This window comes from Aneurinibacillus tyrosinisolvens, assembly GCF_001015055.1.
Taxonomy (GTDB): domain Bacteria; phylum Bacillota; class Bacilli; order Aneurinibacillales; family Aneurinibacillaceae; genus Aneurinibacillus_A; species Aneurinibacillus_A tyrosinisolvens.
In genome coordinates, this window is sequence record NZ_BBWZ01000054.1 from 1 (window position 1) to 24,244 (window position 24,244).

At 40.9% G+C, this 24,244-nt stretch carries 30 protein-coding genes and 1 pseudogene; 21 read left to right on the forward strand and 10 right to left on the reverse strand.

Annotated elements, in window-relative coordinates; translation table 11 throughout:
- Positions 1–156 precede the first annotated feature (156 nt).
- From MBEAL2_RS25510 to MBEAL2_RS25525, 5 genes are all read left to right on the forward strand, one after another.
- Positions 157–711 carry an NADPH-dependent FMN reductase gene (locus tag MBEAL2_RS25510; protein ID WP_047155042.1) on the forward strand — a complete coding sequence of 185 codons (555 nt, stop codon included), beginning with the start codon at positions 157–159 and terminating at the stop codon, positions 709–711.
- 541 nt (positions 712–1,252) lie between these two features.
- Positions 1,253–1,474 (forward strand): spore germination protein, encoded by a 222-nt coding sequence (locus MBEAL2_RS25515; RefSeq protein ID WP_152667927.1) that lies wholly within the window; start codon positions 1,253–1,255, stop codon positions 1,472–1,474.
- A gap of 572 nt (positions 1,475–2,046) precedes the next feature.
- The gene (locus tag MBEAL2_RS34150; RefSeq protein ID WP_369405535.1) at positions 2,047–2,958 is read left to right on the forward strand and encodes a hypothetical protein; all 912 of its coding nucleotides are present in this window, start codon (positions 2,047–2,049) and stop codon (positions 2,956–2,958) included.
- Entirely contained in the window at positions 2,955–3,548 is a 594-nt protein-coding gene (locus tag MBEAL2_RS34155; protein ID WP_369405536.1) for an FTR1 family iron permease, read from the forward strand. The genes MBEAL2_RS34150 and MBEAL2_RS34155 overlap by 4 nt, the downstream gene beginning before the upstream one ends.
- Positions 3,549–3,561: 13 nt before the next feature.
- Positions 3,562–4,008, forward strand: coding sequence for a hypothetical protein (locus MBEAL2_RS25525; protein WP_047155044.1), 447 nt, complete (start codon positions 3,562–3,564; stop codon positions 4,006–4,008).
- Between the two features lie 413 nt (positions 4,009–4,421).
- Here the strand turns inward: MBEAL2_RS25525 and tnpC are convergent, their stop codons facing one another.
- The 4 genes from tnpC to MBEAL2_RS34165 form a co-directional block, all read right to left on the reverse strand.
- Positions 4,422–5,378, reverse strand: coding sequence for an IS66 family transposase (gene tnpC / locus MBEAL2_RS25530; protein ID WP_052948018.1), 957 nt, complete (start codon positions 5,376–5,378; stop codon positions 4,422–4,424).
- A 2-nt stretch (positions 5,379–5,380) separates the two neighbouring features.
- Complete coding sequence (locus MBEAL2_RS29775) at positions 5,381–5,863, reverse strand: DUF6444 domain-containing protein (RefSeq protein ID WP_052948019.1); 483 nt, start codon at positions 5,861–5,863, stop codon at positions 5,381–5,383.
- Positions 5,864–6,140: 277 nt separating this feature from the next.
- On the reverse strand, positions 6,141–6,389 hold the full coding sequence (gene yjcZ / locus MBEAL2_RS34160; RefSeq protein ID WP_369405537.1) for a sporulation protein YjcZ: 249 nt from the start codon (positions 6,387–6,389) through the stop codon (positions 6,141–6,143).
- A 435-nt stretch (positions 6,390–6,824) separates the two neighbouring features.
- Positions 6,825–6,914, reverse strand: coding sequence for a YjcZ family sporulation protein (locus MBEAL2_RS34165; RefSeq protein WP_082130184.1), 90 nt, complete (start codon positions 6,912–6,914; stop codon positions 6,825–6,827).
- Positions 6,915–6,981: 67 nt separating this feature from the next.
- On the opposite strand from MBEAL2_RS34165, the gene MBEAL2_RS32050 reads away from it, so the two are divergent.
- On the forward strand, positions 6,982–7,146 hold the full coding sequence (locus MBEAL2_RS32050; protein ID WP_161798296.1) for a hypothetical protein: 165 nt from the start codon (positions 6,982–6,984) through the stop codon (positions 7,144–7,146).
- A 2-nt stretch (positions 7,147–7,148) separates the two neighbouring features.
- On the opposite strand, the gene MBEAL2_RS25535 is transcribed toward MBEAL2_RS32050, so the two are convergent.
- The 4 genes from MBEAL2_RS25535 to MBEAL2_RS32060 all read right to left on the reverse strand — a co-directional run bounded on the left by MBEAL2_RS25535 (position 7,149) and on the right by MBEAL2_RS32060 (position 9,479).
- Entirely contained in the window at positions 7,149–7,436 is a 288-nt protein-coding gene (locus MBEAL2_RS25535) for a hypothetical protein (RefSeq protein WP_047155045.1), read from the reverse strand.
- A 244-nt stretch (positions 7,437–7,680) separates the two neighbouring features.
- Positions 7,681–7,941, reverse strand: coding sequence for a sporulation protein YjcZ (gene yjcZ / locus MBEAL2_RS34480; RefSeq protein ID WP_152667928.1), 261 nt, complete (start codon positions 7,939–7,941; stop codon positions 7,681–7,683).
- Between the two features lie 258 nt (positions 7,942–8,199).
- Positions 8,200–8,475, reverse strand: a complete 276-nt coding sequence (locus MBEAL2_RS32055; RefSeq protein WP_047155046.1) for a DUF2642 domain-containing protein — start codon at positions 8,473–8,475, stop codon at positions 8,200–8,202.
- A gap of 647 nt (positions 8,476–9,122) precedes the next feature.
- Positions 9,123–9,479 carry a hypothetical protein gene (locus MBEAL2_RS32060; protein WP_161798298.1) on the reverse strand — a complete coding sequence of 119 codons (357 nt, stop codon included), beginning with the start codon at positions 9,477–9,479 and terminating at the stop codon, positions 9,123–9,125.
- A gap of 466 nt (positions 9,480–9,945) precedes the next feature.
- On the opposite strand from MBEAL2_RS32060, the gene MBEAL2_RS25545 reads away from it, so the two are divergent.
- The 5 genes from MBEAL2_RS25545 to MBEAL2_RS25565 all read left to right on the forward strand — a co-directional run bounded on the left by MBEAL2_RS25545 (position 9,946) and on the right by MBEAL2_RS25565 (position 14,643).
- Positions 9,946–11,532, forward strand: coding sequence for a spore germination protein (locus MBEAL2_RS25545; RefSeq protein ID WP_082130187.1), 1,587 nt, complete (start codon positions 9,946–9,948; stop codon positions 11,530–11,532).
- Positions 11,533–11,867: 335 nt separating this feature from the next.
- Positions 11,868–12,410: a site-specific integrase gene (locus MBEAL2_RS25550; RefSeq protein WP_047155047.1), complete on the forward strand. Its 543-nt coding sequence runs from the start codon at positions 11,868–11,870 to the stop codon at positions 12,408–12,410.
- Between the two features lie 435 nt (positions 12,411–12,845).
- Positions 12,846–13,001 (forward strand): hypothetical protein, encoded by a 156-nt coding sequence (locus tag MBEAL2_RS32065; protein ID WP_161798299.1) that lies wholly within the window; start codon positions 12,846–12,848, stop codon positions 12,999–13,001.
- Positions 13,002–13,314: 313 nt separating this feature from the next.
- Positions 13,315–13,581: a heterocycloanthracin/sonorensin family bacteriocin gene (locus MBEAL2_RS34170; RefSeq protein WP_082130188.1), complete on the forward strand. Its 267-nt coding sequence runs from the start codon at positions 13,315–13,317 to the stop codon at positions 13,579–13,581.
- A gap of 498 nt (positions 13,582–14,079) precedes the next feature.
- Positions 14,080–14,643 carry a recombinase family protein gene (locus MBEAL2_RS25565; RefSeq protein ID WP_047155050.1) on the forward strand — a complete coding sequence of 188 codons (564 nt, stop codon included), beginning with the start codon at positions 14,080–14,082 and terminating at the stop codon, positions 14,641–14,643.
- Positions 14,644–14,883: 240 nt separating this feature from the next.
- Here MBEAL2_RS25565 and MBEAL2_RS32070 read toward each other — a convergent pair whose 3' ends face one another.
- Complete coding sequence (locus MBEAL2_RS32070; RefSeq protein ID WP_161798300.1) at positions 14,884–15,060, reverse strand: hypothetical protein; 177 nt, start codon at positions 15,058–15,060, stop codon at positions 14,884–14,886.
- Positions 15,061–15,589: 529 nt separating this feature from the next.
- On the opposite strand from MBEAL2_RS32070, the gene MBEAL2_RS32345 reads away from it, so the two are divergent.
- From MBEAL2_RS32345 to MBEAL2_RS34175, 9 genes and pseudogenes are all read left to right on the forward strand, one after another.
- Complete coding sequence (locus tag MBEAL2_RS32345) at positions 15,590–15,742, forward strand: hypothetical protein (RefSeq protein WP_173427744.1); 153 nt, start codon at positions 15,590–15,592, stop codon at positions 15,740–15,742.
- Positions 15,735–15,959 (forward strand): hypothetical protein, encoded by a 225-nt coding sequence (locus MBEAL2_RS25570; RefSeq protein WP_047155051.1) that lies wholly within the window; start codon positions 15,735–15,737, stop codon positions 15,957–15,959. The genes MBEAL2_RS32345 and MBEAL2_RS25570 overlap by 8 nt, the downstream gene beginning before the upstream one ends.
- Entirely contained in the window at positions 15,952–16,143 is a 192-nt protein-coding gene (locus MBEAL2_RS25575) for a hypothetical protein (protein ID WP_047155052.1), read from the forward strand. The genes MBEAL2_RS25570 and MBEAL2_RS25575 overlap by 8 nt, the downstream gene beginning before the upstream one ends.
- A 54-nt stretch (positions 16,144–16,197) precedes the next feature.
- A complete protein-coding gene (locus MBEAL2_RS25580; protein WP_236693020.1) occupies positions 16,198–16,989 on the forward strand; it encodes a PAS domain S-box protein in 792 nt (263 codons plus the stop codon).
- A gap of 573 nt (positions 16,990–17,562) precedes the next feature.
- Positions 17,563–18,420, forward strand: coding sequence for a stalk domain-containing protein (locus MBEAL2_RS25585; protein ID WP_047155053.1), 858 nt, complete (start codon positions 17,563–17,565; stop codon positions 18,418–18,420).
- A 163-nt stretch (positions 18,421–18,583) separates the two neighbouring features.
- Positions 18,584–19,869, forward strand: a pseudogene (locus MBEAL2_RS25590) (IS110 family RNA-guided transposase).
- A gap of 813 nt (positions 19,870–20,682) precedes the next feature.
- On the forward strand, positions 20,683–21,033 hold the full coding sequence (locus MBEAL2_RS25595) for a DUF1330 domain-containing protein (protein ID WP_236693021.1): 351 nt from the start codon (positions 20,683–20,685) through the stop codon (positions 21,031–21,033).
- 18 nt (positions 21,034–21,051) lie between these two features.
- Positions 21,052–21,942: an alpha/beta fold hydrolase gene (locus tag MBEAL2_RS25600; RefSeq protein ID WP_047155054.1), complete on the forward strand. Its 891-nt coding sequence runs from the start codon at positions 21,052–21,054 to the stop codon at positions 21,940–21,942.
- Positions 21,943–22,716: 774 nt separating this feature from the next.
- A complete protein-coding gene (locus tag MBEAL2_RS34175) occupies positions 22,717–22,980 on the forward strand; it encodes a YesK family protein (RefSeq protein WP_161798301.1) in 264 nt (87 codons plus the stop codon).
- A 189-nt stretch (positions 22,981–23,169) separates the two neighbouring features.
- Here MBEAL2_RS34175 and MBEAL2_RS25605 read toward each other — a convergent pair whose 3' ends face one another.
- Positions 23,170–23,358 (reverse strand): hypothetical protein, encoded by a 189-nt coding sequence (locus tag MBEAL2_RS25605; protein ID WP_047155055.1) that lies wholly within the window; start codon positions 23,356–23,358, stop codon positions 23,170–23,172.
- Positions 23,359–23,721: 363 nt separating this feature from the next.
- On the opposite strand from MBEAL2_RS25605, the gene MBEAL2_RS25610 reads away from it, so the two are divergent.
- Positions 23,722–24,244, forward strand: a 523-nt coding sequence (locus tag MBEAL2_RS25610) for an IS256 family transposase (RefSeq protein ID WP_047155056.1), incomplete at its 3' end; no start/stop codon positions are given.

Genomic DNA, 24,244 nt, shown 5'->3' on the forward strand with positions numbered 1-24,244 from the left:
TGTTTATAAATTGTTCTTCTGCTTAAACGGTATTTATTGTATATTTAAGGAAATTTCCAATTACAATGAATAGTGAAATCAACGGTACTTATGTTAGAGGCTAAAAGAATGCTTTTATAGGAAATTGATATAAATAATAAAGAATGGGGCGATAAGATGGATGAAAATAACATAAAAATTTTAGCTATATCTGGGAGTGTTCGTGATAATTCTTCCAATAGCAAACTTCTACGTGCTGTTGCCAATTTGTCTTCTGAAAATGTTGTTTTCAAGTTTTATAATGAGTTAGAGACATTACCTCACTTTAATCCTGGAATTGATAATGATGAATCCCCACCTGCTCCAGTCACAATCTTACGTAATTATCTTAAAGAGGCTGACGGTGTTCTCTTTTCTACTCCGGAGTATGCTAATGGGGTACCCGGCGTTCTGAAAAACGCTCTTGACTGGATTGTCTCTTCGGGTGAGTTCATGAACAAACCAGTAGCCGTAATTAGTGGTTCTCCGCACCCGGGGGGCGGTGAGAAGGCACACGCTTCACTTCTCCTTACACTAAACATGCTATCCGCAAAGATTGTGGAAGGAGGTACGATGATGATTCCATTCATTACGACTAAGCTAAATGCCGATGGAAAAATCACAGACCCTGTGATGAAACAGGAGCTTATAAACCTAATTAATGCATTAGTAGATGATATCAACAAGCATTGATTCAACCAAGGAGGCACAATATTAAAGCGAAAAAATACCAATTAATAGGAATCGATAGTTAAATAAAACAAAGATTTGACTCTCTACGTCCGATAAGGTTCAGAATGTAAACAAGGCAGTTCATACGTTAGAGAACTGCCTTACTTTTTTTGAATCCCGAGAACTTAGCTTCTGTTTAATAATTAAAAAACGTGAAATTTAAACTGAATCAGAAACTTCTGGGGGAATGTCATCATAGTATGCAATTATTAAATCCGATTACAAAGGGTGGTGTCTATGTCTTCATTCATTGGAGGTATAGATATAGGAACCATGGATACGGTTCATCAGTTATCACGAAAAAATCTGTTCTTGTTACTCCAAAAAACGCTTCAACTTCAAATTCGGGTTCAGGTTTCGGTAATACGGCTAACGTTATGAGAAACTTTAATGGTGTTAGTTCAACAAATACTGACCGCCCCCATGTTGCTGATCAAAATATTGCAGGTTCAGTGTAAGAAGTAAGATACCGCAACGCAATAACGTTATAAGGGGTGGGGTTTTGGAGTCATTCGTTGGATTTCTAAATATACTAACCATGGACCACGGTTCATCCATAATATTGGAAGAATCTTTAATTTTTTCTCCCAAAAGTACTGCAAGAACAAATTCGGGTTCAGGTTCCGGTAATACGGCTAATTTTATGGAAAACTTTAATCGTGTTAGTTCAACAAATACTGAAGAGGCCCATGCTGCAGATCAAAATATTGCAAGTATTGTGTAACAAAATTAAGAAGTGGAAGATAATGCCCTTTCAGTAAACAACCAAAAACTTCTTCTGTTTGCAGAAGGGGTTTTTGGCTTGGTGTGTACTACCATCATATTCATTTCTTCATTCCCGCCATAATAGACGAATTTTTTATAGAAATGAATCAATTTCATAACTCGGAGCCCTAGATCCGCAAGGGTTTCAAGAGCTAAAAAATGTAGCACCTCCCCAAGTTTTACTTACAATTACATGCTAAAACCTTGATAATCCTTTTAAAAATGCAGTTTTTAATGGGTAATTATGAAATTGATTCAATTAAGAAAGATTATTATCCGTTTTGAAAAAAGCCATAAAAATAATAGAGATAAGAGTCGTACACATTAACTGACTAAAGACGCTATCGTCGTACGATCCCACTTATCAAGAAATAAAAAACAAATGATAATGAAAATTATTATTGACTGTGTGTGAATGTTTCGTTTAAAATAGTGTTAGAAAGAAACTGATAATCATTATCACAAGTTTGAATTGATAAATGAATTCAAAGTACTTTGTTTAGGCAAATACATAGAACGTGAGGGAGAAGAATGAAAAAAAGAATAGGGGCTGGACTCCTTACTCTACTGCTCTTAACGCTGGTACTGCCTTCCGTGATTTTTGCTGGCAACGCAGTGGAAGACATGAAAAAAGAAAATCAGCTCGTTGAGCAGGCCGTCCAATTTGTGCAAAGCGGGAACATAAAAGCAGCCCAGGAGAAATTGGATACATATTCTTCCGCATGGCTTGCTGCAGAGGATGGAATTAAAAAGCAGTCCAAGCAGGCCTATCATGATATCGAAGATGCCATGGGACAGGTTCAATTCGCACTTGCCCAGCAGCCCGTTGACAAAAACGTTCTGCTGACAAACTTGAAGCAGCTTAAGCAGGTGAATGAAAAGTTCGTAGCAGGTCAGTTTCCGGCAGAAACCTCTACAACGGAAGCACCGAAAGCCAATCAAGGAGATATAGCGGGACTTATTTCTCTGATTGACCAAACGATTGTTAAAGTGAAACAGAATGATATAGAAGGAGCTAAAGGGGATGTTGAGAAATTCCGCTCCATGTGGCTGAATGTGGAAGGGGTTGTCCTGACACAATCCTCTAAAATATACGGAGATGCTGAGAAAGACATGGTAGCCTCATACGCACTACTAGCCGCAAATCCTCCGAAAAAAGCAGAAGCTGAAAAAACACTTCAAAATATGCGCGATTATCTTGCACCGCTTGCAGCAAAAACAAGCTATACCATGGTAGATGCGGTTACCATCCTTTTGCGTGAAGGATTGGAAGGTCTGCTCGTTGTAGTCGCCCTACTTGGCTTCTTGAAAAAAGCAGGTCATGAAGATAAGAAGAAGTGGATTTTTACGGGGTCGGTGCTGGTTTTGCGGTCAGTATTATCCTGGGTATTATCGTTCAAGTGCTGTTTTCAGCGGGAACCTTCGGTAATAACAACTTCTTGATTGCAGGTTGGACCGGTTTATTCGCCGCGGTCATGCTCCTTTATATGAGCTACTGGCTCCACAGTAAATCAAGCACGGTTCAATGGCAGGAATACATTCGCAATCAAAGTACGAAAGCATTGGCTACCGGAAGTCTTGTCTCGCTTGCGGTATTATCCTTCCTTGCTGTATTCCGGGAAGGAACGGAAACGGTTCTCTTCTATATCGGGATGGCTTCCTCTATCAGTTTAGGAAGTTTGTTATCAGGGATTGGAATTGGAGCAGTTATTCTTGTGATTCTTGCTTACCTCATTCTTAAAGTGGGTTTGAAAATTCCCATGCGTCCATTTTTTATCGTTTCAAGCATTCTGGTGTTCTACTTGTGCTTTAAATTCTTAGGAATGGGCATTCACGGTTTACAACTGGCAGGTTTATTGCCAGCCACGCAGGCGGATGGGATTCCGTCCATCGAATTTTTTGCGATTTACCCTACATGGGAGAGTGTCATTCCGCAGGCAGTTCTACTTGCAGCAGCGGTTGGCGCTATCATTTGGAGCAAACGTAAGGATATGAAAATCAATCAAAACCTACAAGCAAACAAAGCATCATAGGGGGAAACAAAACATGAAAGCATTCAAACTAATCGTACCAGCCGTACTAGCAGCATCTCTAGCCTTAACTGCTTGTGGAGCACAACAAGATAAAAAAGCGGAAAGCCAACCAGCAACCTCTTCTCAAACAGCCAATACGACAAGCTCCTCTGCTGAATCGGCAGCTTCTAGTCCTGCTGAAGGGGCAAAAGCGATGAAGCAAGCACTTGCAGACATGAAGACGAACGTGAATGCAGATAATGCAGCTAAAGTAAAGGAAGATGCTGACAAGCTAGAAGAATCATGGAAAACATTCGAAGATGGAGTGAAGGAGAAAAAACCTGATCTTTATGAAAAAGTAGAAAAGCCCCTCGGTATTATCCAAGGTGGAGCGAAAGCTCAAAAGCTCGATAAAGCAGTGTTAAGCAAGTCCATTGATGAATTAGATGGAATTTTAACTGAGGTTGAAAATATCAAGTAAAGAAAAAAACCGCTGGTATCCAGCGGTTTTTTTACTACTACTAGGGATTTGAACGTTACTTTTTAATCAGCGAGAAATTTAATTAAGGTTTATGTAGTAAACTAAAGGCATCATTCTTTGAAACAAACTATAAATAAGGTTATATTGTGTTTTTATGGTGTTTCATTTACGAAGGATACATTTGACATTAAGGGTTGTTGTCATACGTACCCTTGTGGAAGGGAGAGTCGCTATGAAAGTGAGTCCTCGCTTTACTCCTGCTGTTCATATTTTATGTTTGCTATCTTTAGAAGAAGAAAAGGTACTTACTTGAATCAATTTCATAACTCGGAACCTTAGAGCTACAAGGGTTTCAAGAGTTAAAAAATGTAGTACCTCCCAAGTTTTGCTTACAATTAAAGTAACTACTTAGGTCAGCTGAAAGTAAACTGACCTCGATTAACTAATATAATAGAATCAAGCAGATCCTTTCCTTGTTTTCGTATTGTGGAAATGAATCCACGAATGCGCGCAAACTGAATAGCCCCTTTTTCCGTACGAAAGGAACCTGATACTTTTTCTTTTACTTTTACCATTCGGATATCGCGCTCAGCTTGACTGTTATCAAACGGAACAAGCGCATTCTGAAGAAATCGAAGAATGTCGGCTTTGTATAGAATGAACCGTTCAGCCAGGTTTGCCGCTTTGCCTTTGGCTTTCCGCCCTCTTTTTCCCGGTACATCAGGTTTGAGCGGTGGACGCCATTGTTTGGTACCCCGGCTTATGATTTCATCATAGTTGGTTTCTATGTCCGAGATGACTTCAGGCTCCAGCGGCCTTCCGGCCTCAGATGCCTGTTTTGATTTTTTCAAGGCTTCTCGTAAGAGAGCCTGGATTTCGGAAGCCCATTGGTGTTTGTCATAATCGATGATTCCTTGGCACTCCCGAAGCAGATGTACGCCGCAAAGGGCATGGGTAAAATCATAATCAGCGTTAAAATACGGTTTCCAAAAATCATGAACTACGATTCCCTTATAGGCAGGCAAGACACCCATGGCGTTTATGGCTTCTTTCCCACGCTTTTGATGAACATTATAAAGTGTCCATTTGTCATTACAGACGGTATGTAACCAATGCAATTTACCTTCGATGCGCATGCCTGTTTCATCAGCATGCACCACTTTGCTGCCGACCAGATTTTGTCTACTTGTATTTTCAATAGGTTCTAATTGAATCGAAAGCTTTTCGAGATGTGATAGAAGGGTAGCTTCACTTGGCCGGTGTCCAGTTAGGTCCTCAAATAACTGGCTGATGCGCTCAAGAGGAAGATGTTGATAGGTGTTCAAATAGGCACACCACGCGCTCCAGCTTTCGCCATACTGAATAGGCACCTTCACATTTTCCGGGAAAGCAGCCTGTTCTTATTGCAATTTGGACAGCACTTTGTCGCCACTCTGTGCTCGGTAAAGATCAGGCGTGGAAGCGGAAGGTCCACTATCTGCCTGCGTTTATAACTCTCAATGGGTGCATCGACAAGGGACTGTTCGCAATGGTAACAAATATCAGGTTTATGCCACTTGACCTCATCCGGGTTATCAGCCATTTTGAGTGGATGTCCTTCATGCCCCTTGGGGGCACCTTTTTTCCCGCCGGAAGGCCGGAGGCTCTTTGGTTTACGGAATCCATCACTGGATGGTGGTTTACTGCTGTTACTGCTGTTACTGCTGTTACTGCTATTGGAACCGAGCTGTCGCTCCAGCTCTTTTACGCGTGTTTCAAGTTTTTCAATATGTACAACAAGGGCCGTGATGAAGTGAGCAATTTCAGAAGGACTCCCTTCACTTATTTCCTCAATTTTTTTAGCGGTATATTTCATGGGTACCCACTCGCTTTCCACATTTTTGGAAGTTGCCGATAAGTACCCGCTTTTATACACCGCTAAACATTTTTTAACCTAAGTAGTTACCAATTAAACATAAAAACCTTAATAATTCCTGTGAAAGTGTAGTTTTTACTGAGCCATTATGAAATTGATTCAAATAAGAACCATTTTGTATGGTCCTATAACGCCCGATATTTTCACTTATGTAAGCAAAAAGCCAGCCTGGATTCAGGCTGGCTTTTCTTATCCTCATTTTTCAAGGGTAGTCCGATTATCGATCACATGCACACGAAATAACAACTAAGAGGATAAAGAGAACCAGAATAAACGAAAATTCTCTTCTTTCACCAAACATAGTATGACCTCCTAATATATAAGTGATGGAACTACAATTCATACTATGTAGATAGGTAGGGACAAGTGTTGGATGAGTACCCGTATTTTGTAAATTGGATAGAAGCGGAAAAAGTAACGAACCAACGAACACCACGAAAAACCCTTTTGAAAAAGAGGGTTTCATGGTGATAGCATGAGTTTTTTAGGAGGCGGTCTCATGCTCTTTATCCTGCTCGTAGGATACTAACAAGCTATGTAGAAGGGTCGAAACATGTGTTAAGGCACTCCCCCATTCTTACAGTTCTTAGTAAATTTTTAGTTTACGTCCGATAACCCTCATTATGAAATTGAATATTTATCGGTTGGATGAAATAAAGTAGTACAAGAAGCGTCTTCCCAGGCCCTTCTCTTTTCTTAATGTCGTTAGTAGGCTACGTCCATCATTTTCTCTTCAAAGTAGCAAATAACCCCTCTATCCATCAGTCAGAGGGGTTCTTTGTTTCGGATAGTAAAGGGAGTCTTACCGTACTAGATAAACTATGCTAATTACTTATCCTGGTGCCTAAAATCCAAATGATGTCCGATAACTTGGTTATCAAGGATATTACCGATTAATTATCTATTCGCATACTGTACACGAAATAATAACTAAGAGGATAAACAGAACCAGAATAAACGAAAATCCTCTTTCTTCACGACAAAAGCCCATAGTATGACCTCCCCTATATAAGTGATTGAACTATAATTCATACTATGTAGATAGGGAGGGACGAGTGTTGGATGAATACCCGTATTTTGTAAAATGGACAGAAGCCGAAAAAACCACCCATGAGCGTCCCCTCCATTTCCATCAAGCGATGGTATGGCTTTATATAAATGGAGAAGGACGGGGGAGGGCGGTTACTGCCTTTATTCAAGATCTTGGGCTTGTTGCTCATTAGGATTAGAGCAGGAACAGAGCTGCAATGATGGCTAGAGGGATCAAAATAAATCCAAAGCTTCTGCGTTCAAAGCCTCTACGCCCAAATTCAAAGCCGTTTGCTTTTACCATGCGAGCTGCCTTTTCTGTTTTAGGCACGGCTAAATAAACATGACCATCCTCCACCTTTTGAATATATCCTTCATAGACTTTATTATCTTTGGTTTGGATTTTTACGTGTTTAGAAATATTTTTTTCAAAAGTAGTTTCTATCCTTTGTATCCTTTGTACATTTGGTTTGTTCGTAGCCATTTCTTCGTTTCCCTCCTAACATGTAAGTTCCCTCTATCATATGCTCGTCCCTTGTTTTTGTTATAGACAAGTGTTCAGTCCGCTTATTTTTGGGTTTGCGTCCAATGAAACAAAGCAGCTCACCTATCCAGAAACCGGTGTAGTTGCTTTGTTTTTAAGATCCGATAGTAACACTTATGTAAGCAAACAGTCAGCCTGGATTCAGGCTGGCTGTTCTTATCCTCATTTTTCAAGGATAGTCCGATTAACAACGTTCACATGCACACGAAATAACAACTAAGAGGATAAACAGAACCAGAATAAACGAAAATTCTCTTCTTTCACCAAACATAGTATGACCTCCTAATATATAAGTGATGGAACTACAATTCATACTATGTAGATAGGTAGGGACAAGTGTTGGATGAGTACCCATATTTTGTAAATTGGACGGAAGTCGAAAAAGTAATGAACCAACGAATCCCACGAAAACCTCTTTTTCAAAAGAGGTTTTCGTTGGGGACATGAGGGCATTCTTGTGCTTTTCATCCTGCTCGTAGGATACTAACAAGCTATGTAGAAGGGTCGAAACATGTGTTAAGGCATTCCCCTATTCTTAAAGTTCTTAGTAAATTTATAGTTTATGTCCGATAAGATTCAAACTGTAAACTAAAGATAACTTTAATTTGGTGGAAAGTTTATATATGAAAGTAGTGGCATATACGTAAAATAACGGGTGCTTTATAGAAAGCACCCATTATTTTTACGTATGTCTTTTCTATTTTTAATGAATATAGATAATCCCTTCAAGCCTAATTTGATAATGTTCTCCCTCATTTGAGACTAAAATATGATCGGGGTAAACCTCCTCTAATGTTCCTTTAATTATTTCAACTGGAGTCGCAACGGATATTTCCCTTCCCCTTCGTTGTTGCAAATCATTCAAAAGCTGTTTCGTGAATGTCACAGTATTCCCGGCAGTGGATTCCCTTCTTTCGGGCACGAATTCAATCTGGTTTGATACAGGATAAATATAATATGGATAAGGTGGATACTTCATGTTTACCTCCTTAATTTTTAGCTGCAATAAAAATATATGCAGAAGGGAGGAGAATGACCTAGGACAAATACCCAAATTGCTTATGTATCCTTTTATTTTACAATGGCTATTATCAGACATCATTACTACAAAAAAGAAGAGAATTTTCATTATGTAAAGTAATTAACCCCTTCTGGAGGCAAGAAGGGGTTTTGTGGTGGACAAGTTTACCTTAAACGGAGGTATATTTATAACTATACTGTTCCATATAGCTAGGGAACGGCGAAAGCCTAGTGTAACGATATTTTTATCAATGAATATTACATACAAAACCAATGTCTGATAATACTCAAACTGGTGCGACAAGTAAGTCGCTTTCTTATATACAGTGCAGCGCCGGTCTCATTTGCCGGTATGTTGCTAGCCTAGTCGCAAAGGCTATCTCTGCCCGAAACAGCGTCTCTGGTAACGGAGGGGTTGGTTGCATGAGGGAAATGCGGAAACAGAGGATGAGTGTACCATCCAGAACACTGCTAGGAGAAGATGGGTAAGGCTGTACCTCACGGTATAGCTTGCGGTGAACGAAAGTGAAGGTTTATAAGCTTCGTAAAGGTTAGCCTGAGATGGTTCACAGCCTCGCTCAGGTATTGGTAAGAGGAAATGTGAAGTCAGTTTGTCACTGTACTGCGACCCCCATCTTGCCCGGAGTAAAGAACCCACCTGTCCCCGTCGTATCTGTGGAAAGTGGAACTTGGTAAGCCCGATGGTATCTGCGTGAGCAGTAGAGCGATGGCAACATCTATCGATGTGCCAGCGGGTAAAGGATGTCTGAGAAAGCGAATGCCGTTACGTCGAAAGGCAACCGGAAAGCCGAAAAGGTATAACGGGACGGATACTGTCGGTCGAAAGGCTTTTGCCATGACAGAACCCGAAAGGGTGCAGACTTCTGACGGGTCTTCAACATGGAGCGTAAATTGGTGGCTACCTTCTGACGTAAGGAACGTGCTGCGATGTATGCTAATCATTTCGGTTAGTCCGCGCACGCTTCGCTTACTTTGTAAGTGACGAGGATACGGTCAAACAACGACCGTGCCTTATAGAAAGCTTCGTTTTCTATAAGGGGAAAAAAGAAGGCTTGAGCCGTATGAGTTGAAAGGCTCACGTACGGTTCTGAGGGGAGAAAGGGGCAGCGATGCCCCCGACTTACCCGACTAAACTAAAACAGCTATCCCAGTTCCTGCCGGGATAGCTGTTTGTTATGTTCGATAATCTTCTTTATAAAAATTATAGAACAGTCCATTTATGTAACATAATACTAATTAAGTTACATTGGTTGTTCGTGCCTCTGTGTTGTTTTACATTGGTGTACCCTGATAGAGCAAGATTGGATTGCTGCGTTCACAAAAGGAAAAAAGTATATACATGGTAACTGTAGGAGAATATAAATTTGTGATTTGAACAGTATTGCTATTGCCTTGAGGGAGGATTTCGATGGAAAAAAGACCACGCAAAAGGAACAAAAACGACGACAACAAAAACATTGATCCTCTAAAAGAAGCAGTAGATCCTTCAGAGGAAATGGGCAATACCTTATCAAGCACGCTGGATGACAACGTAAAAATATTAAAAGAAACATTTAAAAATTGCTCTGACGTTGTATTTCGGGAACTGCGCATGGATGGAAAAATGTATGGCTTCCTCATCTTTATCGACGGGATGGTAAAGACAGACGACATCCATAATAACGTATTGCGCCCACTCCTTCCACAATTCCTGGATGAAAATAAAGAAACAATAAAAGACGACATATTAGATGAATCGAATATCGCGCTCTCTCAGCTTTCTAAAGTAAAATACTATTCCGATGTCGTGGACAATGTCCTCGGTGCGAATACAGTCCTCCTTCTTGATGGTAAGACAGAAGCACTCGTAATCAATGCCATTGGCGGAAACCGCAGAGGGGTAAGTGAGCCACAGACAGAAGCCGTCGTTCGGGGCCCACGGGAAGGATTTGCTGAAGGAATACGGACGAACACCGGGCTGATTCGCTTTCGCGTAAAATCTCCCCGTCTAAAAATGGAAGCAATGAAAATTGGAGAACATACAAGGACAAACGTAGTTCTCGCCTACATAGAGGGAGTTGCTGATCCTAACGTTATAAAGGAAGCCAGAAAACGATTGAGTGAAATTGAAATCGACGGCATCCTTGAAACCGGTTATATCGAGGAATTTATCGAGGACAATCCGCATTCGCCTTTTCCGCAGTTTCAATATACAGAACGTCCTGATACTGTTTGCGGAAACCTCCTTGAAGGAAAGTTTGCGATCCTCGTCGATGGAACGCCATTCGTTTTAATCGCTCCGGTTACCTTCTGGCAATTGATGCAGGCCGGCGAAGACTATTACGAACGGTACATTATCGCCAATATGCTTCGCTGGCTGCGTTACGCATTGATGCTGATTGCTCTTTTTATGCCGTCTCTCTATATTGCTGTGCTTACTTATCACCCTGATATGCTGCCAACGCGGCTAGTACTTAGCATCGCCGCTTCAAGAGAAGCCATTCCTTTCCCCGCCCTTGTGGAGGCGCTTATGATGGAACTCGCCTTCGAAGCGCTGCGGGAAGCAGGCGTCCGGCTGCCTAAGGCAGTCGGGCAGGGAGTCAGTATTCTTGGTGCGCTTATTATCGGTCAGGGGGCGGTTCAAGCCGGGATCGTATCAGCACCTATGGTCATGGTTGTTGCATTAACCGGTATCGCATCTTTTACCATTCCTAAATACAACTTGTCGATTGCCGTCCGCATGCTGCGGTTTCCCCTGATGTTCCTGGCAGCTTCGTTTGGGTTGTTCGGTATTGTAATCGGCGGCCTGCTGATTTCGATACACCTGGTAAATTTACGGACGTTTGGCGTACCCTATCTGTCTGGCGTTGCACCGTATAACAAACATGATATAAAAGATATTTTTGTTCGCGTTCCGTGGTGGAGAATGATTTTTCGCCCATTTTCTTACTCCCACCTAAATCGTCAACGGATGCAGCGTGGGATGAAACCTACACCGCCTCCGGCTGAGGAGTGATTGTCATTCATTTACAATTTGACTATTTTCGGACATAGAATCATAATTTTTTATTACCTGAAATTTTTAATTTGACGACACTACATGGAGAGTAAAATAAAACGGAGAAAGAGAGTGGAAACCCCCTCTCTCTTTTTTTTCTCCAGAAAAACATAAATACTCAATGATGTAACACAAGTACAATTAAGTTACATCATGAAAAAACCATGAAAACTTGATATACAGGGCTATTTTCCATTTTCCTTATTATTCTTTTTATTCTCTTGGCTTTTTATGTATCATATTGTATTGTATTGATTAATATAATGTAACATAACGAATGAGGGGGTAAGGATATGGAATATGTTCAGCCCATCCGAGATAAAAGCAAAATTGAGCGGATTAAAGAAATTTTAAAGCATCAATCTTATCGGGATTACTTCATGTTTGTCATGGGAATGAATACAGGGTTAAGAATCAGCGACTTGCTCCAGCTGAAAGTAGCGGATATAAAGAACAAAACACACATCACCATTATGGAGAAGAAAACAGGAAAGGATAAACGCTTCCCGATTAACGGGAACCTGAGAACGGAGATAGGCGCTTACGTGGCCGCATTGGATGAGCAGGATTTCTTATTCCCTTCGAAGAAAACAGATAAGCCAATCACTCGAATCCAAGCTTACCGGATCCTTAATGATGCAGCTGCTAAGGTTGGCCTGCAGGAAATCGGCACGCATACTCTTCGCAAGACCTTTGGGTATCATTTTTACCAGAAGACAAAGGACGTGGCCTTGCTGCAGGAACTATTTAATCATTCAGCGCCTTCTGTAACACTACGCTACATAGGGATCAACCAGGATGTAATCGACAGAGCTATAGAGGATTTTAGCCTTTAAGGCACATGTATTCCTTTTAACCATTTAAAACATTGGAAGGGTGAATAGTGTGGAGAATTTCAGAATTACATACAAACATGATTGCACAAAGTGTCAAAGAGATTTCAAAGACATGGAATTTGTGTATTACATGCCTGATGATAACGATAGTGTTTGTAAAAAATGCATGATGGAAATCGGGCCAAACAGTACTGAATTTATTAGGAGTTTGCACGTTGCTGGTAGCAGGGATGAGACAAGAAAAACGATTCTATCTCTTATTGAAGCTTACAATAAAAGTTTGGATGGATACGATGAACCTATAATCATACAGACTAATGTCTGATAAGATGCAAACTGTAAAGCAAAGAAAGCCCACCTGAATCCCGGTGGGCTTTCTTTATAGTTATGACAATTAATTGTTACTCACATGCACACGCAATAATAACTAGGAGGATGAAGAGTACGAGAATGATCCCGATTTCTTCACCAAAACCACCACATGACATTTACCTTCCCCTCCTTTTTATGAAAGAAGTAGTATTAGAGTATGTGAATGAGTTTGGACAAGTGTTGGGCGATTGCCCTTTTTATGAAGTGGAACCTAGTTAAGGGTAACAGCCACATGGTTCATAACGTCTGATAAGTCCATTTTTGGACACCAGTCGAGGTCCGATAACTTGGTTTTATGTAATGAACCTTCCTAGTATAGTTCTACACGGATTTTATATGAGTCCAATAACAAAATTTGAATTAGTAACAATCGCCCATCATGGTTCATATTGTGTTGAGGGAAGTATTCAAAGTATTTGGTGGATTCAATCGCTATGCCATTGTTTTTGATTCTCTTCGTTCTGTCATTGATTTGAGTTGCTGGTTACACTGCCGGCATAACTGATTCATTTAATAAACGGAGGTTGTAAAAATGGATGATTTTCAAAAAGAACTTCAAGGGTTGGATGTTTCTAATTTTCAGGCGAACCAGATGACTCCTTATGACACTCAAGGTCAACACAATATGGATCAGGCGCGACAATGTGGTATGGGTGTTCGTTGCTTTAATTGTTTCCATAATTGTTTCCATAATTGTTTCCATAATTGTTTCAACTGCTTCCGTTGTTTTAATTGCTTCAACTGCTTCCGTTGTTCTAATTGCTTCAACTGTGCCCGTTGTTTCGGAGGGGAAGGTTAGACATATTTAATTTTTATTAACGTCCGATAAGACGCATTATGGTAAATTATTCAGACACAAAAACCCGAAATTCGGTCAAAATCAGCCGTTTTCCGGGTTTTTGAGTTTCGGGAAATAGCCGGGAATCACCCTGTTTTTCCGGGAAGACCATTTCCATTTTCCTCGTAATTACTCGGTATTACGTAGCAACTTTATATTTGCAAATGGGGATATGTCATTTCACAATCATTCCAACATGGTGAAGTTATACGGAACAACTGCAAGGAAACGGTATAACGAAGGGTTGAAATGTCCAAAATAAAAGTCTCAAAATTATAGTGTAATCTCTACCCCCCCTGTTCCAAAAACGATGGTTATTGAAACGGTAAAGAATCGCTACCTTTTATATGGGTTTATTGCCTAGAATGCGTATCAAAACTCGTTTCAAAATCATTATCCCTATAACCATCCGTTTATGATACGATAAAGGTACAAAACGGTAATGGGGGAGCAGTACATATGAAAATCGGATACGCTCGTGTTTCTACATTAGACCAAAATCTTGACATGCAAATGGACGCTTTACAATCAGCAGGATGTGAGCAGATATTCCAGGAGAAGATGAGCGGGAAGAAGGACGATAGACCGGAGCTGCAGCGTTGTCTTGATTCCTTACGTAAAACCGATACGCTTATCGTTTTCAAATTAGATCGACTTGGCCGATCCACATTTAAGTTATTGGAACTGACGTCTGAATTGGAGAAACGGGGAGTCGAGTTTGTTAGTATCCGAGATAACATCGACACTTCCACAGCTGTAGGTAAAGCTATGTTTCGTATGATGGCTGTACTGGCGGAGATGGAACGGGATATTATTGCTGAACGTACTCAGGCGGGATTACAAGCGGCTAGAGCGCGGGGAAGAGTAGGCGGCAGGCCGAAGACGGACAAGACGAAGGTGGCTACAGCGTTAGCCTTGTACGATGCAGGACAAATGACAGTTCCGGAGATTACGCAGGCAACCGGCGTAAGCAAGCCGACGTTATATAGAGCGATAAAGGCACGGGATAACGTCAGCAAATGAGTTGGCGTTTTTCATGCACGACAAACGCAAAAAAGTAGACTCCCATATGGCCCTCGCAAAGCTTAGGGAATCTACTTCTTCTGGTTACACCGTGCTGTATCGGCGACACCTTGCTGTAATAGAAACCAAGGCCCATTCAGGTTCTTGGCTTTCTTATTATGTCCTAATAGTAGGATACTTATGTATAAAATGATAAGATGTAGTCAAATAATCGATAGCATAAGGCAGTAAAAAAACGAATTATTTAGGTGGTTGAACGAGTTCTTGTATTTCCTTTATCTCATCAATGGGCATGTCTAATTCTTCGGAGATTTGTTCAACTGTCCTCCCGGCAAGCATTAACCTTAAAATAGCTTTAAGTTCTTCTTTACCTTCTTTTCTACCTTCATTTTTAAGTTCCTCTTCATAAGAAAACATAATCCCACCCCCAATTTTTTAAAGACACTGATTCTGTTATTGGTTATTCTTGATTTGCTCTTGGTAAAGTTGAATAATTTCTTGTATTTCTTGGACTTTGTTAGGAGGGACATCTAATTGTTCAAAGATTTGTTCGACCGTTTTACCAGAACGCACTAATTGTAGAACAGACAATACTAATTTTACACCTTCTTCTCTGCCTTTTTCCCTAAGTTCGTCTTCGTAAGAAAATATTTTCCCATCCTCCGGATTTTTGATTTTTATATTATGCTTTAATCCTTATCATAGACGGTAGAGCCGCTACATACCCTCATTTGCTAAATGTCCCGTTTGTTTTTGCGAGGGCCAAAAACAACTTCAAACTTTTGGTAGTGCGAAGTTTATTCCACCTTTTCACATCCTTTATTCAAACGGTGTTTTTTTGTTGTTATATAGTTATGTTGTTATACATATCATAAATATATGTTGTTATGTTGTCAACAACAAGATACAATAAAGATAAATATTTCTTCGAAAGGGAGTTAAAGATATGGCACGGAGAGCAATCAATACAACCATAGATGAGGGTTTGTTTAAAGAAATTAAGCTGCTTGCTTTTCAAAAGGACGTAAAAATCAATGAGTTAATGGAGCGAGGGTTACGTCTGGTTCTTGAAGAGGAGAAAAAAAAGGACGGTGAATGATATGAATTCGGAATATGAAAAGAAGCTCCAAGAGCGTATAGAAGGATTCATGGGGTTTTTAGCGATTCACGGTATTCATTTAGATGAACCTGATGATGTCCTTTTAAAGGATATGATTAGGTTTACTTTTTCAGAGGGTTACAATTTGGCACTTAAAGAAGAAGCAGAAAAGAAACGTCAGGGGATTGAAGACGAATTTGATGGAGTAGGTGATTGATATAACTCTTGAACAAATTAAGAACCGTATCGAACAGCTGCATAAAGAAATTGCTGCTAATGTTGAGAAGATGGAAGGCGTAAGCCATGAGGAATATAAATTGTTACTTGCTATTAACCAGCCCTTACACATGGAAGTTGTAGCATTGCTTGAAGCGGTTCTAGAGGGGCCGATAAGAAAATAGATTAGACATATTTACGGAAGAGTAGAAATTCCATTTTGAGGGATGTGAAAGAAGTTGGAAAATGTCACGAATGAAGAGCATCAGAAATTAGTTAAGAACGAAAAAATGTATCGTCAAATCGTTGAGCATTCGAGAGAATCAATTATTATACATGTTGATGGGAAAATCGTATATATAAACCCGGCGGGTGTAAAACTATTACGAGCTTCTTCTAGTGAGGAAATTATAGGGACTAACATATTGGATATTATACCTGAACAGGATAAAGCGGCCACAAAAGAAAGAATAAGAAAGATTCTTGAGGAGAATAAAAAATTCGGACTATATGATCATGAAATAAAGAGATATGATGGTACATTTGTTGAGGTAGAAGTAAGTCCTACTTATATTATTTATGAGAATAAAAAAGCTGTTCAAACATCATTTAGAGATATAACGCAGCGTAAAGAAGCCGAAAAAATACTAAAAAAAGCATTAAAAGACATTAATGAATTATCTGCTCCTCTTGTACCTGTTCTCGATGGAATTGCTGTGCTTCCTCTGGTGGGTTCCATCGATTCGTATCGAGCAAAACATCTTTTAAAAAATATCCCTTCAAAGATAAAGGAACAGAGCCTCGAATGTTTAATTATTGATTTTTCAGGTATCTATACGGTTGATACAATGGTAGCCGAATATCTGTTTAAGATTCATGATGTCCTTCGTTTGCTTGGTGTTCAGTCCATTATAACGGGAATAAGGCCAGATATTGCTCAGACCGCTGTACAACTTGGAATCGATTTATCTTCAGTTCTAACCTTTGCTACCGTAAAGCAAGCATTACAATATCTAGGTGTTAAAGGATAAACATTATACTAGTTGTTTGTGCCTCTGTGTTGAAGCAAATAGATTAATAGAATGGTCTTTGCAAACTATGCAAGGCCATTTTTATTATTTCTGCTGTATTTCTCCATCAGAAACTAAATGAATGAATTTCATAACTCGGAGCCTTAGAGCCTCAAGGGTTTCAAGAGCTAAAAAATGTAGCACCTCCCCGAGTTTTGCTTACAATTATGGGCTACATCCTTGATTATCCCTGTAAAAACGAAGTTTTTAATGAGCCGTTATGAAATTGATTCATATAATAATTTTTTATTGCCCTAACGGGAATCGTTAGCACGGTATGGCTATTACGTCAGCCGTTTTTTTATTTATTCAACTAACAGCCAGTGAAGTTAAATAATAAAATACGTAAAACAGTCTCCAGTTTGTTGAACAAATTACCTTTTATATTAGTGAGAAAAAATCGCTAAAGCCGTAATTAAAATCGAGTAGCAGGTCTTTAGAGGCAAATTTGATAATAAAAGGAAACTTAAAAAGGGGCATGAGGTCAAATTAAGGTAGAACGATAAATCATTGTAAGAACATTGGGAGGTTATCATGTTTATATCCAGCAAATTATCGAAGAAAATTATCATTGGAACCGTGGTTGGTACATTGGCTCTTTCAGGAACAGCGTTCGGTGCAGTTAAAGCCTACGATAAATATATCAAGGCTCGTTTTGCAAGTATTGGATTAGTTGTTAACGGGAAATTGATTCAAACGAAGGCAGAACCATTCATTTACAACGGAAATGTATATGCACCAGTTGCCACGGTTGCGAATGGGTTGGGTGTTAGCCAAAGGTGGTCAAATACCGATTGGGTCAACAATTACAAACCGTCTGTTCGTTTTGATGGATATAATGTGAAAGATTTAAATCAGTCTATCCAACGCGACCTATCATGGAAAGGTGGAGGAAAAACAGAACCTTACCAGGTGAACCATCTACCTATTGCTGGTCAGGTCTACCTCTCTGATCTGTTTTGGATTGAATCTAATATGCTGCAGTTAACAGATTACTCAACTTCATCCCCAAAAACGATTAATATTCCGCAGAGTAAACCCGAACAAGGGAATTATCAATACTTAGTTCCAGGAAGTGTTGAGCAAATGGATACAAATCCGAACAATTTGCGTTTTATGGTATATGAAAGTACCTCTATGTGGAAGGACAACAAGGGAGCGTGGGACATTGCTGTTCGGATAGTGGAATATAGGGATGGAAAACTTACGATGGGGAACCCGCTCCCGATTGATAAAGACCCCTATGCATATGTTGGTGCCATTGCAAAAACGGGAAACATATTATTTGTTCAGTACTATGATAGTAATTCAAGTAATCATAAGCTTATTGGTACAGAAACCTATACAATGGAAAACGGAAAAGTAATGAAATTAGAAGCAGCAGTGAAATAAGCCGGGACTTTCCGGCTTATTTTTTTGTAACTGTAAAAGTTATTAACCTAAACATTCCTGTAGAGGCTAAGAAGTAGCCTTTGCCAAAAAAGGAGCACCTCGGTATGATGGGGGTGTGTGCAGGGTCAAAGCCCTAAAAACCCATCAAGGAGGCGCTCTTACTATGAAGTTTAAACAATCTCAGGGTCAAAATCAACGGATAGAAAGAATTACCCCTTCCCATCTTGTCATTGGGATTGATATGGCGAAAGAAAAACATGTCGCGCAAGCGACGAACTTTCGAGGGATTGTCCTTACCCATCGACCTCTTACCTTTACCAATGAACAGGAAGGATTTGAGAAGTTAGAACGATGGTTCAACGGATTACAGAAAAAACACGGCTTAAACCAGCTCATTATTGGCATGGAGCCGACTGGACATTACTGGTTTAACCTGGCAAACTGGCTTCTCGACAAGGGAATCAACGTCGTATGGGTCAATCCCGCCACAACCAAAAGAAACAAGGAGAATCGCGACAATTGTCCTTCCAAGAGTGACCCGAAAGACGCGTTAGTCATTGCAGATGTCATCAGTCGGGGCTATTACTCGGATTACAAACGTCAAGCAGGGGAATTCCAAAGGTTGCGTACCATCATGAGTGATCGGGAATTTTGGATAAAGAATAGTATCCGGCTACAGAATCGTCTCATCCGATGGTTAGATATTCGTTTTCCAGAGTATCCCTCGGTTTTTAAAGACTGGACATGCCCGCGTTCCATGGCCACATTAAAGGAGTTTCCGACTCCACTAGCCTCCGGTCTTTAACGGTAGAAGAGGTCATTCAGCGTTGGAAAAAACATAGGCAGCGACCTGGTGGTATGACGGGTATCCAAAGAGCTTCTCACCTCATCTCTCAAGCCAAACAGAGTATCGGAGATACGACAGCTCTCCATGAAGCAAAGCAGGATTTACAACGGCTAGTAGAGGAATATGAACGTATCGTCGAAATACTAGATGCGATCGAACAGGATATTCAAACCCTGCTCGGTGAAATTCCTCTGGCTCAGCAAATTCGATCCATCAAGGGTCTTGGTCCTATTTTTACGGCTGCCATTCTAGCTGGCGCAGGTGATCTTAAACAGTATGCCCATGGCCGTCAATTACTACGTAGGGCGGGATTAAACCTGGCTGAAAGTGCGTCTGGGAAGCGAAAAGGGCAGATTGTGCTCTCCAAGCGTGGAGACGCTACACTGCGCAAATATATGTATCTAGCTACGACCCAATTGGTAGCCAATAATCCAGCTTTCAAACAATGGCATGAGCATAACGTAGAGGTCAAGCACATGAAAAAGCAGCGTTCTATTTTTAAATTGCTTGGCAAACTGGCACGAATCTTGATTGGTATTGTTCAACACGGAGAAGCTTTTTCTCCTGACAAAGCTTCCCCTATATACGATCAGGCCGCATAGCTTTGGACGATAGAGGAGAGAGAAGAAGTCATAGCGCGTGGCGTTCCCCTAGTTCACCTTCCCTTCGGTCAGGTTCACTACGGGGCTACGTCCTCTTCCACCTGTATTTACCGTATAGATTAGCATTATAAGCCAACTCTTATCACGCAGATTGGCTCGTTCGCAGGATTTTGACAAAGAAAGCACGGAGGACCGAGTTCGATTCCCAGAAGGGCACAGACCTGTTAGCTAAACCGTAATCGGTCTCCACACCTTGGACAAGTGTAACGAAGGAATGTAAGGGCAATGACCCGTTGAGCCGTGGGAGGGTGAACTTCCAAGGAAAAGTAGTGGAGGATGCGTGCAGTAAAATATTTCCAAGGAGAATCGTTATCGTTTCTTCTATTTAAATATGCCCACATTCACCACCGCTGGTTCAATCTGACTTATTTTCCACCGGCTCATCTGTATTCAAGGTGATGAAATCCTGCGAATGAGCGAGCATACGTGAGAAACCCCCTTAAAACCGAGGGAGGGAATCGTTAGTTCAATAAATAATAGGCTCTGCTAAAGTTTGTTGTTGATTTTCTTACTAAACTAACGGGCAGATTACTTCATTAACTATTTTTGCTTCATGATAACTCCAAGACATAAATTACGTCAAAAACATTGACATAATTTATGTCTTTTTGTTATTATTGACTTAAATTACGTCAAGGAGTGAAAAAAGTGAGTGCTCAGAACATTTTAAACGCTAAAACCATTCGTTACTTCGAACCATCGCAACGCGCTGGCATGAGGTTCGTGCAGCGAGGTATTGAGGGTAGCGTCATCATGCTGAACCTGCTGCGTTTTCGTGATGTTGCCGATTACACAGCCAATCCTGAACTAACACCGGAGGTCCCAATCAGCGGTGCCGAAGCTTTCAACCGCTATATTGAGCACACGCTCCCATTTCTCCGTGAAAGCGGGGGTGAAGTCATGTTTCTTGGCGCTGGCGGAGAGTTTCTTATCGGTCCCGAAGACGAAAGATGGGATCTTGTCATGCTGATCCGCCAGAGCAGCGCGCAGTCGTTTATTGCTTTTTCAAGTCATCAAGACTACCTAGCCGGTATCGGACATCGGACTGCAGCAATCGAAGATTCACGCCTTCTGCCTATTGCAGAACTTCCGATACCGATTTAATTGGAGGAGAACATGACCATGAACATCCTGAAAGTCAACGACGTCGATTTGGTCTATGACAGTTTCGGTAACGAAAACGACGAGGCTATTATCCTAATCGCCGGGCTTGGAACCCAGATGATCCGATGGACGGTTCCGTTTTGTCGAATATTAGCAGCGCGGGGCTTTCTCGTGATCCGCTTTGACAATCGCGACGCAGGTTGCTCGACGCACTTTAGCCATCATCGGGCGCTGGATTTTGACGCCCTGGCGACTGCTCTCATGTCGGGACAACGACCGGACATCCCCTACACTCTCGATGACATGTCCGACGACGCTATCGGACTGCTCGACGCCCTTTCAATTGACCGGGCACATTTCGTTGGCAGGTCGATGGGCGGAATGATCGCCCAGATTGCAGCCAGTGAGTACCCTGAACGGGTTTTATCGCTCACCTCCATTATGTCCAGCTCCGGTAATCCCGACCTTCCGCAATCTGCCCCGGATGTCATGGCGATGATGACTAAACCGGCGCCGAACCCATTTGAGGATGAAGCAGGATTTTTGGCGCACAGCCTCTCTTTTGCCAAACGCATCGCCGGCACAGGCTATCCGTTTGAAGAGGACGCTTATCGGGTGCTCATTCTGGAGGAAATACAGCGAGCCTACGATCCAGGCAGTGTCGGACGACATATTGCAGCGATCGCTGTCTCCGGTGACCGTCGTCCGCGGCTGGCGACCATAAAAGTACCAGTACTTGTCATTCATGGGGTGGACGATCCCTTGTTCGTCCCGGCGTGTGGCGAGGACACGGCTTCTTCCATCCCGGGCGCTGAGCTAATGTTGGTTGACGGCATGGGACACGACCTTCCGCACCAACTGTACAAAGTAACCGCTGACGGCATAGAGCGAACGGCTCGTCGCAATTGACCCGCGCTTCCTGCACCTAGCAACCAGCTACCTACTCCGTTTCGTACATCGTGGGTGTTTTTGCACATCCCCCGAAAAGGAGGAATAAGGAGCACGCTCTAAAATTCCCAACGAAATACTCCTTACATATTGTTTACTCTGTTTCGGGTACCACTTTTGATTGGGCTAATTCTTGAATGATTGCATCCATTTATTTTCACCCTTTTTTTGTAGAAATGTGAAAGTATCCTGGTTATATTATCCCCAGTTAGGATTTTTTTGGAAAAATTATGTAGAGGGAAAATGAATAGCCCTGACGGTATGTCAGAGCTGAGTGAGGTTCGGGGAGAACCGTGATTAATAAATTTATTACCTTTTTTGAATATTTTTATACGTTGCAGTTGCTATTATTTTTTGAGGTGAATATGTGTTACATTTGTGGATTTGAAATAAAGTTTAACCGTTTTGAATAAAGTTGTACTGTTTCACCCCCTTAGATGTTTAGCCTAAAGGGATATTTTTTTGTATAAAACTAAAAGAAAAAGAACTTCTACAGTGGATAAATGGAGAAAAAAGGGTGAGATATAGGAGTTGGTGCCATAAGAGGCAGACTTGCTAGGGGATACATTAATAAGAAAGTAGAGTAACATGTCCGAGAAACTTGCCTAATTATTCATAATTTTAGAAAAAGAGATTAGTTCTATCTTATTGTTTATAATTAATCACACCAAATTTAAAGAAGGAAAACCCTTGTTATGTTAAAGTGTAACAAATAATCAAAAGGAAGGAATTGGTGTGAAATTGGACTTCTTGATATTACTTACGATTGTTCTATTTCTGCTAATAACTAGTATTTCCTTTTTTGCAGGTAAAAGAAAGACCATATTATCTTATGTTATTCCTTTAGTCTTCAGTGTGATAAGTATTATTTTACTCATTTCTAGCTTAATAATGGGTGGTTGGGCAGGAATGGGTTATGGTGTAATCAGTTTATCTTTGCTAACAGCATCAATAATATCGCTTGTAGTTTGCTCATGGATTAAAAGAAAATCCCTTTGAACTGAGGAAGACAGACCATCAAATCTTTTGAATGGTCTGTCTACTTGCTGATTAATAAATTATTAAATCGAGTTCATTGGAAAAGGAACACAAAAATAATCGATCTTTTTTATAGGAGAATAATTCGTTTAAATATTATAAGAGCATATTTTAATCAAGTTCTTTTTAAAATAAACTCGTTCTGTATATCTAGTTATCAAGTTGGGGAGTATTAATTTGATCAAACTTTATTCTAAAGCAACAATTTTCCATTTCAGTTGCCGATTTTATTGAAGAACTTCCACTATGGACATCAAACCCTCTCTTTTTATTTTCTTGTACGGATTTCCAGTTATCAACGATAACGACATCACTTTTAGAAATCATAACATGGAACATATAAAAACCCTCCTATAAAGGTCTGTTCTAACTTCCAGTATTGCTTATTTCCCCATAATTAATTCCAAGCCTGCCCTTTGAGTGTCACAATGGGAATATCGGTATTCAGCCCCACGGAAGAATGGCTATTCTTCCATAACCTGCAAAGTCGAGCACAGCGACATGGTTGGCTAACGGAAAGAAATAGTAGAAGAAAACATGAATAATAGAGTGTTTTAGTAATGATTAGGTACGGTAAAGGATGACGTAAAATATTTTGTGTAAAGGAATTTCACCAAGATTTGGTGTCTTTCAGGCAATAAAAAAGTAGGGTATCCTCGGAATTGTCGACATTCCATAAAAAGAGAGGAGATGACCCTACTTATGTCATCTAGTATATCGAATTCTGACCTTACAAATCAATTGGAAGATCTTTTACGAGAATTTGTAAAAGAAAAGCTGGAACTCATTATGCGGGAAGAACTCACGAACTTCCTGCAGGTAGAACAACCGGACATTTCAGACAGTAGAAACGGTTATTATAAGCGTTCCCTGGACACACGCTATGGAAAGATTGAGAACCTTTCGGTTCCTCGCGACCGAGAGGGCGCCTTTCAGACCGGACTTTTTGCTCCGTATCAACGCCGGGATGGCTGGTTGGAGGAAGCCATTATCAAGATGTATCAGAGCGGGATGAGCACAAGAGAAGTGGGCAAATTCATCGAGCGTATGGTGGGCTCCTCTTACTCTCCGGCCACAATTAGCAATATTACGGACGCCACGGTCGAAGATATTGAGAAGTGGCAGAAGCGCCCTCTGGCCAAGCGTTATTCAGTCCTCTATCTGGACGGGCTTTACATCCGTCTTCGCCGGGATACCGTAGGTAAGGAAGTCATTTACCTTGTCC

What these genes read in the sequence shown, in the direction of transcription:
- MBEAL2_RS32065 (WP_161798299.1), top strand. Translation starts at nt 12,846, where the DNA reads ATGAAGAGTACGAGAATGATCCCGATTTCTTCACCAAAACCACCACAT.
- MBEAL2_RS25585 (WP_047155053.1), top strand. Translation starts at nt 17,563, where the DNA reads ATGTTTATATCCAGCAAATTATCGAAGAAAATTATCATTGGAACCGTG.
- MBEAL2_RS25545 (WP_082130187.1), top strand. Translation starts at nt 9,946, where the DNA reads ATGGAAAAAAGACCACGCAAAAGGAACAAAAACGACGACAACAAAAAC.
- yjcZ (WP_152667928.1), bottom strand. Translation starts at nt 7,941, where the DNA reads ATGTCCCCAACGAAAACCTCTTTTGAAAAAGAGGTTTTCGTGGGATTC.
- MBEAL2_RS25550 (WP_047155047.1), top strand. Translation starts at nt 11,868, where the DNA reads ATGGAATATGTTCAGCCCATCCGAGATAAAAGCAAAATTGAGCGGATT.
- MBEAL2_RS34165 (WP_082130184.1), bottom strand. Translation starts at nt 6,914, where the DNA reads ATGGGCTTTTGTCGTGAAGAAAGAGGATTTTCGTTTATTCTGGTTCTG.
- MBEAL2_RS25565 (WP_047155050.1), top strand. Translation starts at nt 14,080, where the DNA reads ATGAAAATCGGATACGCTCGTGTTTCTACATTAGACCAAAATCTTGAC.
- MBEAL2_RS32055 (WP_047155046.1), bottom strand. Translation starts at nt 8,475, where the DNA reads ATGAAGTATCCACCTTATCCATATTATATTTATCCTGTATCAAACCAG.
- MBEAL2_RS34170 (WP_082130188.1), top strand. Translation starts at nt 13,315, where the DNA reads ATGGATGATTTTCAAAAAGAACTTCAAGGGTTGGATGTTTCTAATTTT.
- MBEAL2_RS32070 (WP_161798300.1), bottom strand. Translation starts at nt 15,060, where the DNA reads ATGTTTTCTTATGAAGAGGAACTTAAAAATGAAGGTAGAAAAGAAGGT.
- MBEAL2_RS32060 (WP_161798298.1), bottom strand. Translation starts at nt 9,479, where the DNA reads ATGATTAGCATACATCGCAGCACGTTCCTTACGTCAGAAGGTAGCCAC.
- MBEAL2_RS34150 (WP_369405535.1), top strand. Translation starts at nt 2,047, where the DNA reads ATGAAAAAAAGAATAGGGGCTGGACTCCTTACTCTACTGCTCTTAACG.
- MBEAL2_RS25510 (WP_047155042.1), top strand. Translation starts at nt 157, where the DNA reads ATGGATGAAAATAACATAAAAATTTTAGCTATATCTGGGAGTGTTCGT.
- MBEAL2_RS29775 (WP_052948019.1), bottom strand. Translation starts at nt 5,863, where the DNA reads ATGAAATATACCGCTAAAAAAATTGAGGAAATAAGTGAAGGGAGTCCT.
- yjcZ (WP_369405537.1), bottom strand. Translation starts at nt 6,389, where the DNA reads ATGAAACCCTCTTTTTCAAAAGGGTTTTTCGTGGTGTTCGTTGGTTCG.
- MBEAL2_RS32345 (WP_173427744.1), top strand. Translation starts at nt 15,590, where the DNA reads ATGGCACGGAGAGCAATCAATACAACCATAGATGAGGGTTTGTTTAAA.
- MBEAL2_RS25600 (WP_047155054.1), top strand. Translation starts at nt 21,052, where the DNA reads ATGAACATCCTGAAAGTCAACGACGTCGATTTGGTCTATGACAGTTTC.
- MBEAL2_RS25605 (WP_047155055.1), bottom strand. Translation starts at nt 23,358, where the DNA reads ATGTTCCATGTTATGATTTCTAAAAGTGATGTCGTTATCGTTGATAAC.
- MBEAL2_RS25535 (WP_047155045.1), bottom strand. Translation starts at nt 7,436, where the DNA reads ATGGCTACGAACAAACCAAATGTACAAAGGATACAAAGGATAGAAACT.
- MBEAL2_RS25595 (WP_236693021.1), top strand. Translation starts at nt 20,683, where the DNA reads ATGCTGAACCTGCTGCGTTTTCGTGATGTTGCCGATTACACAGCCAAT.
- MBEAL2_RS25525 (WP_047155044.1), top strand. Translation starts at nt 3,562, where the DNA reads ATGAAAGCATTCAAACTAATCGTACCAGCCGTACTAGCAGCATCTCTA.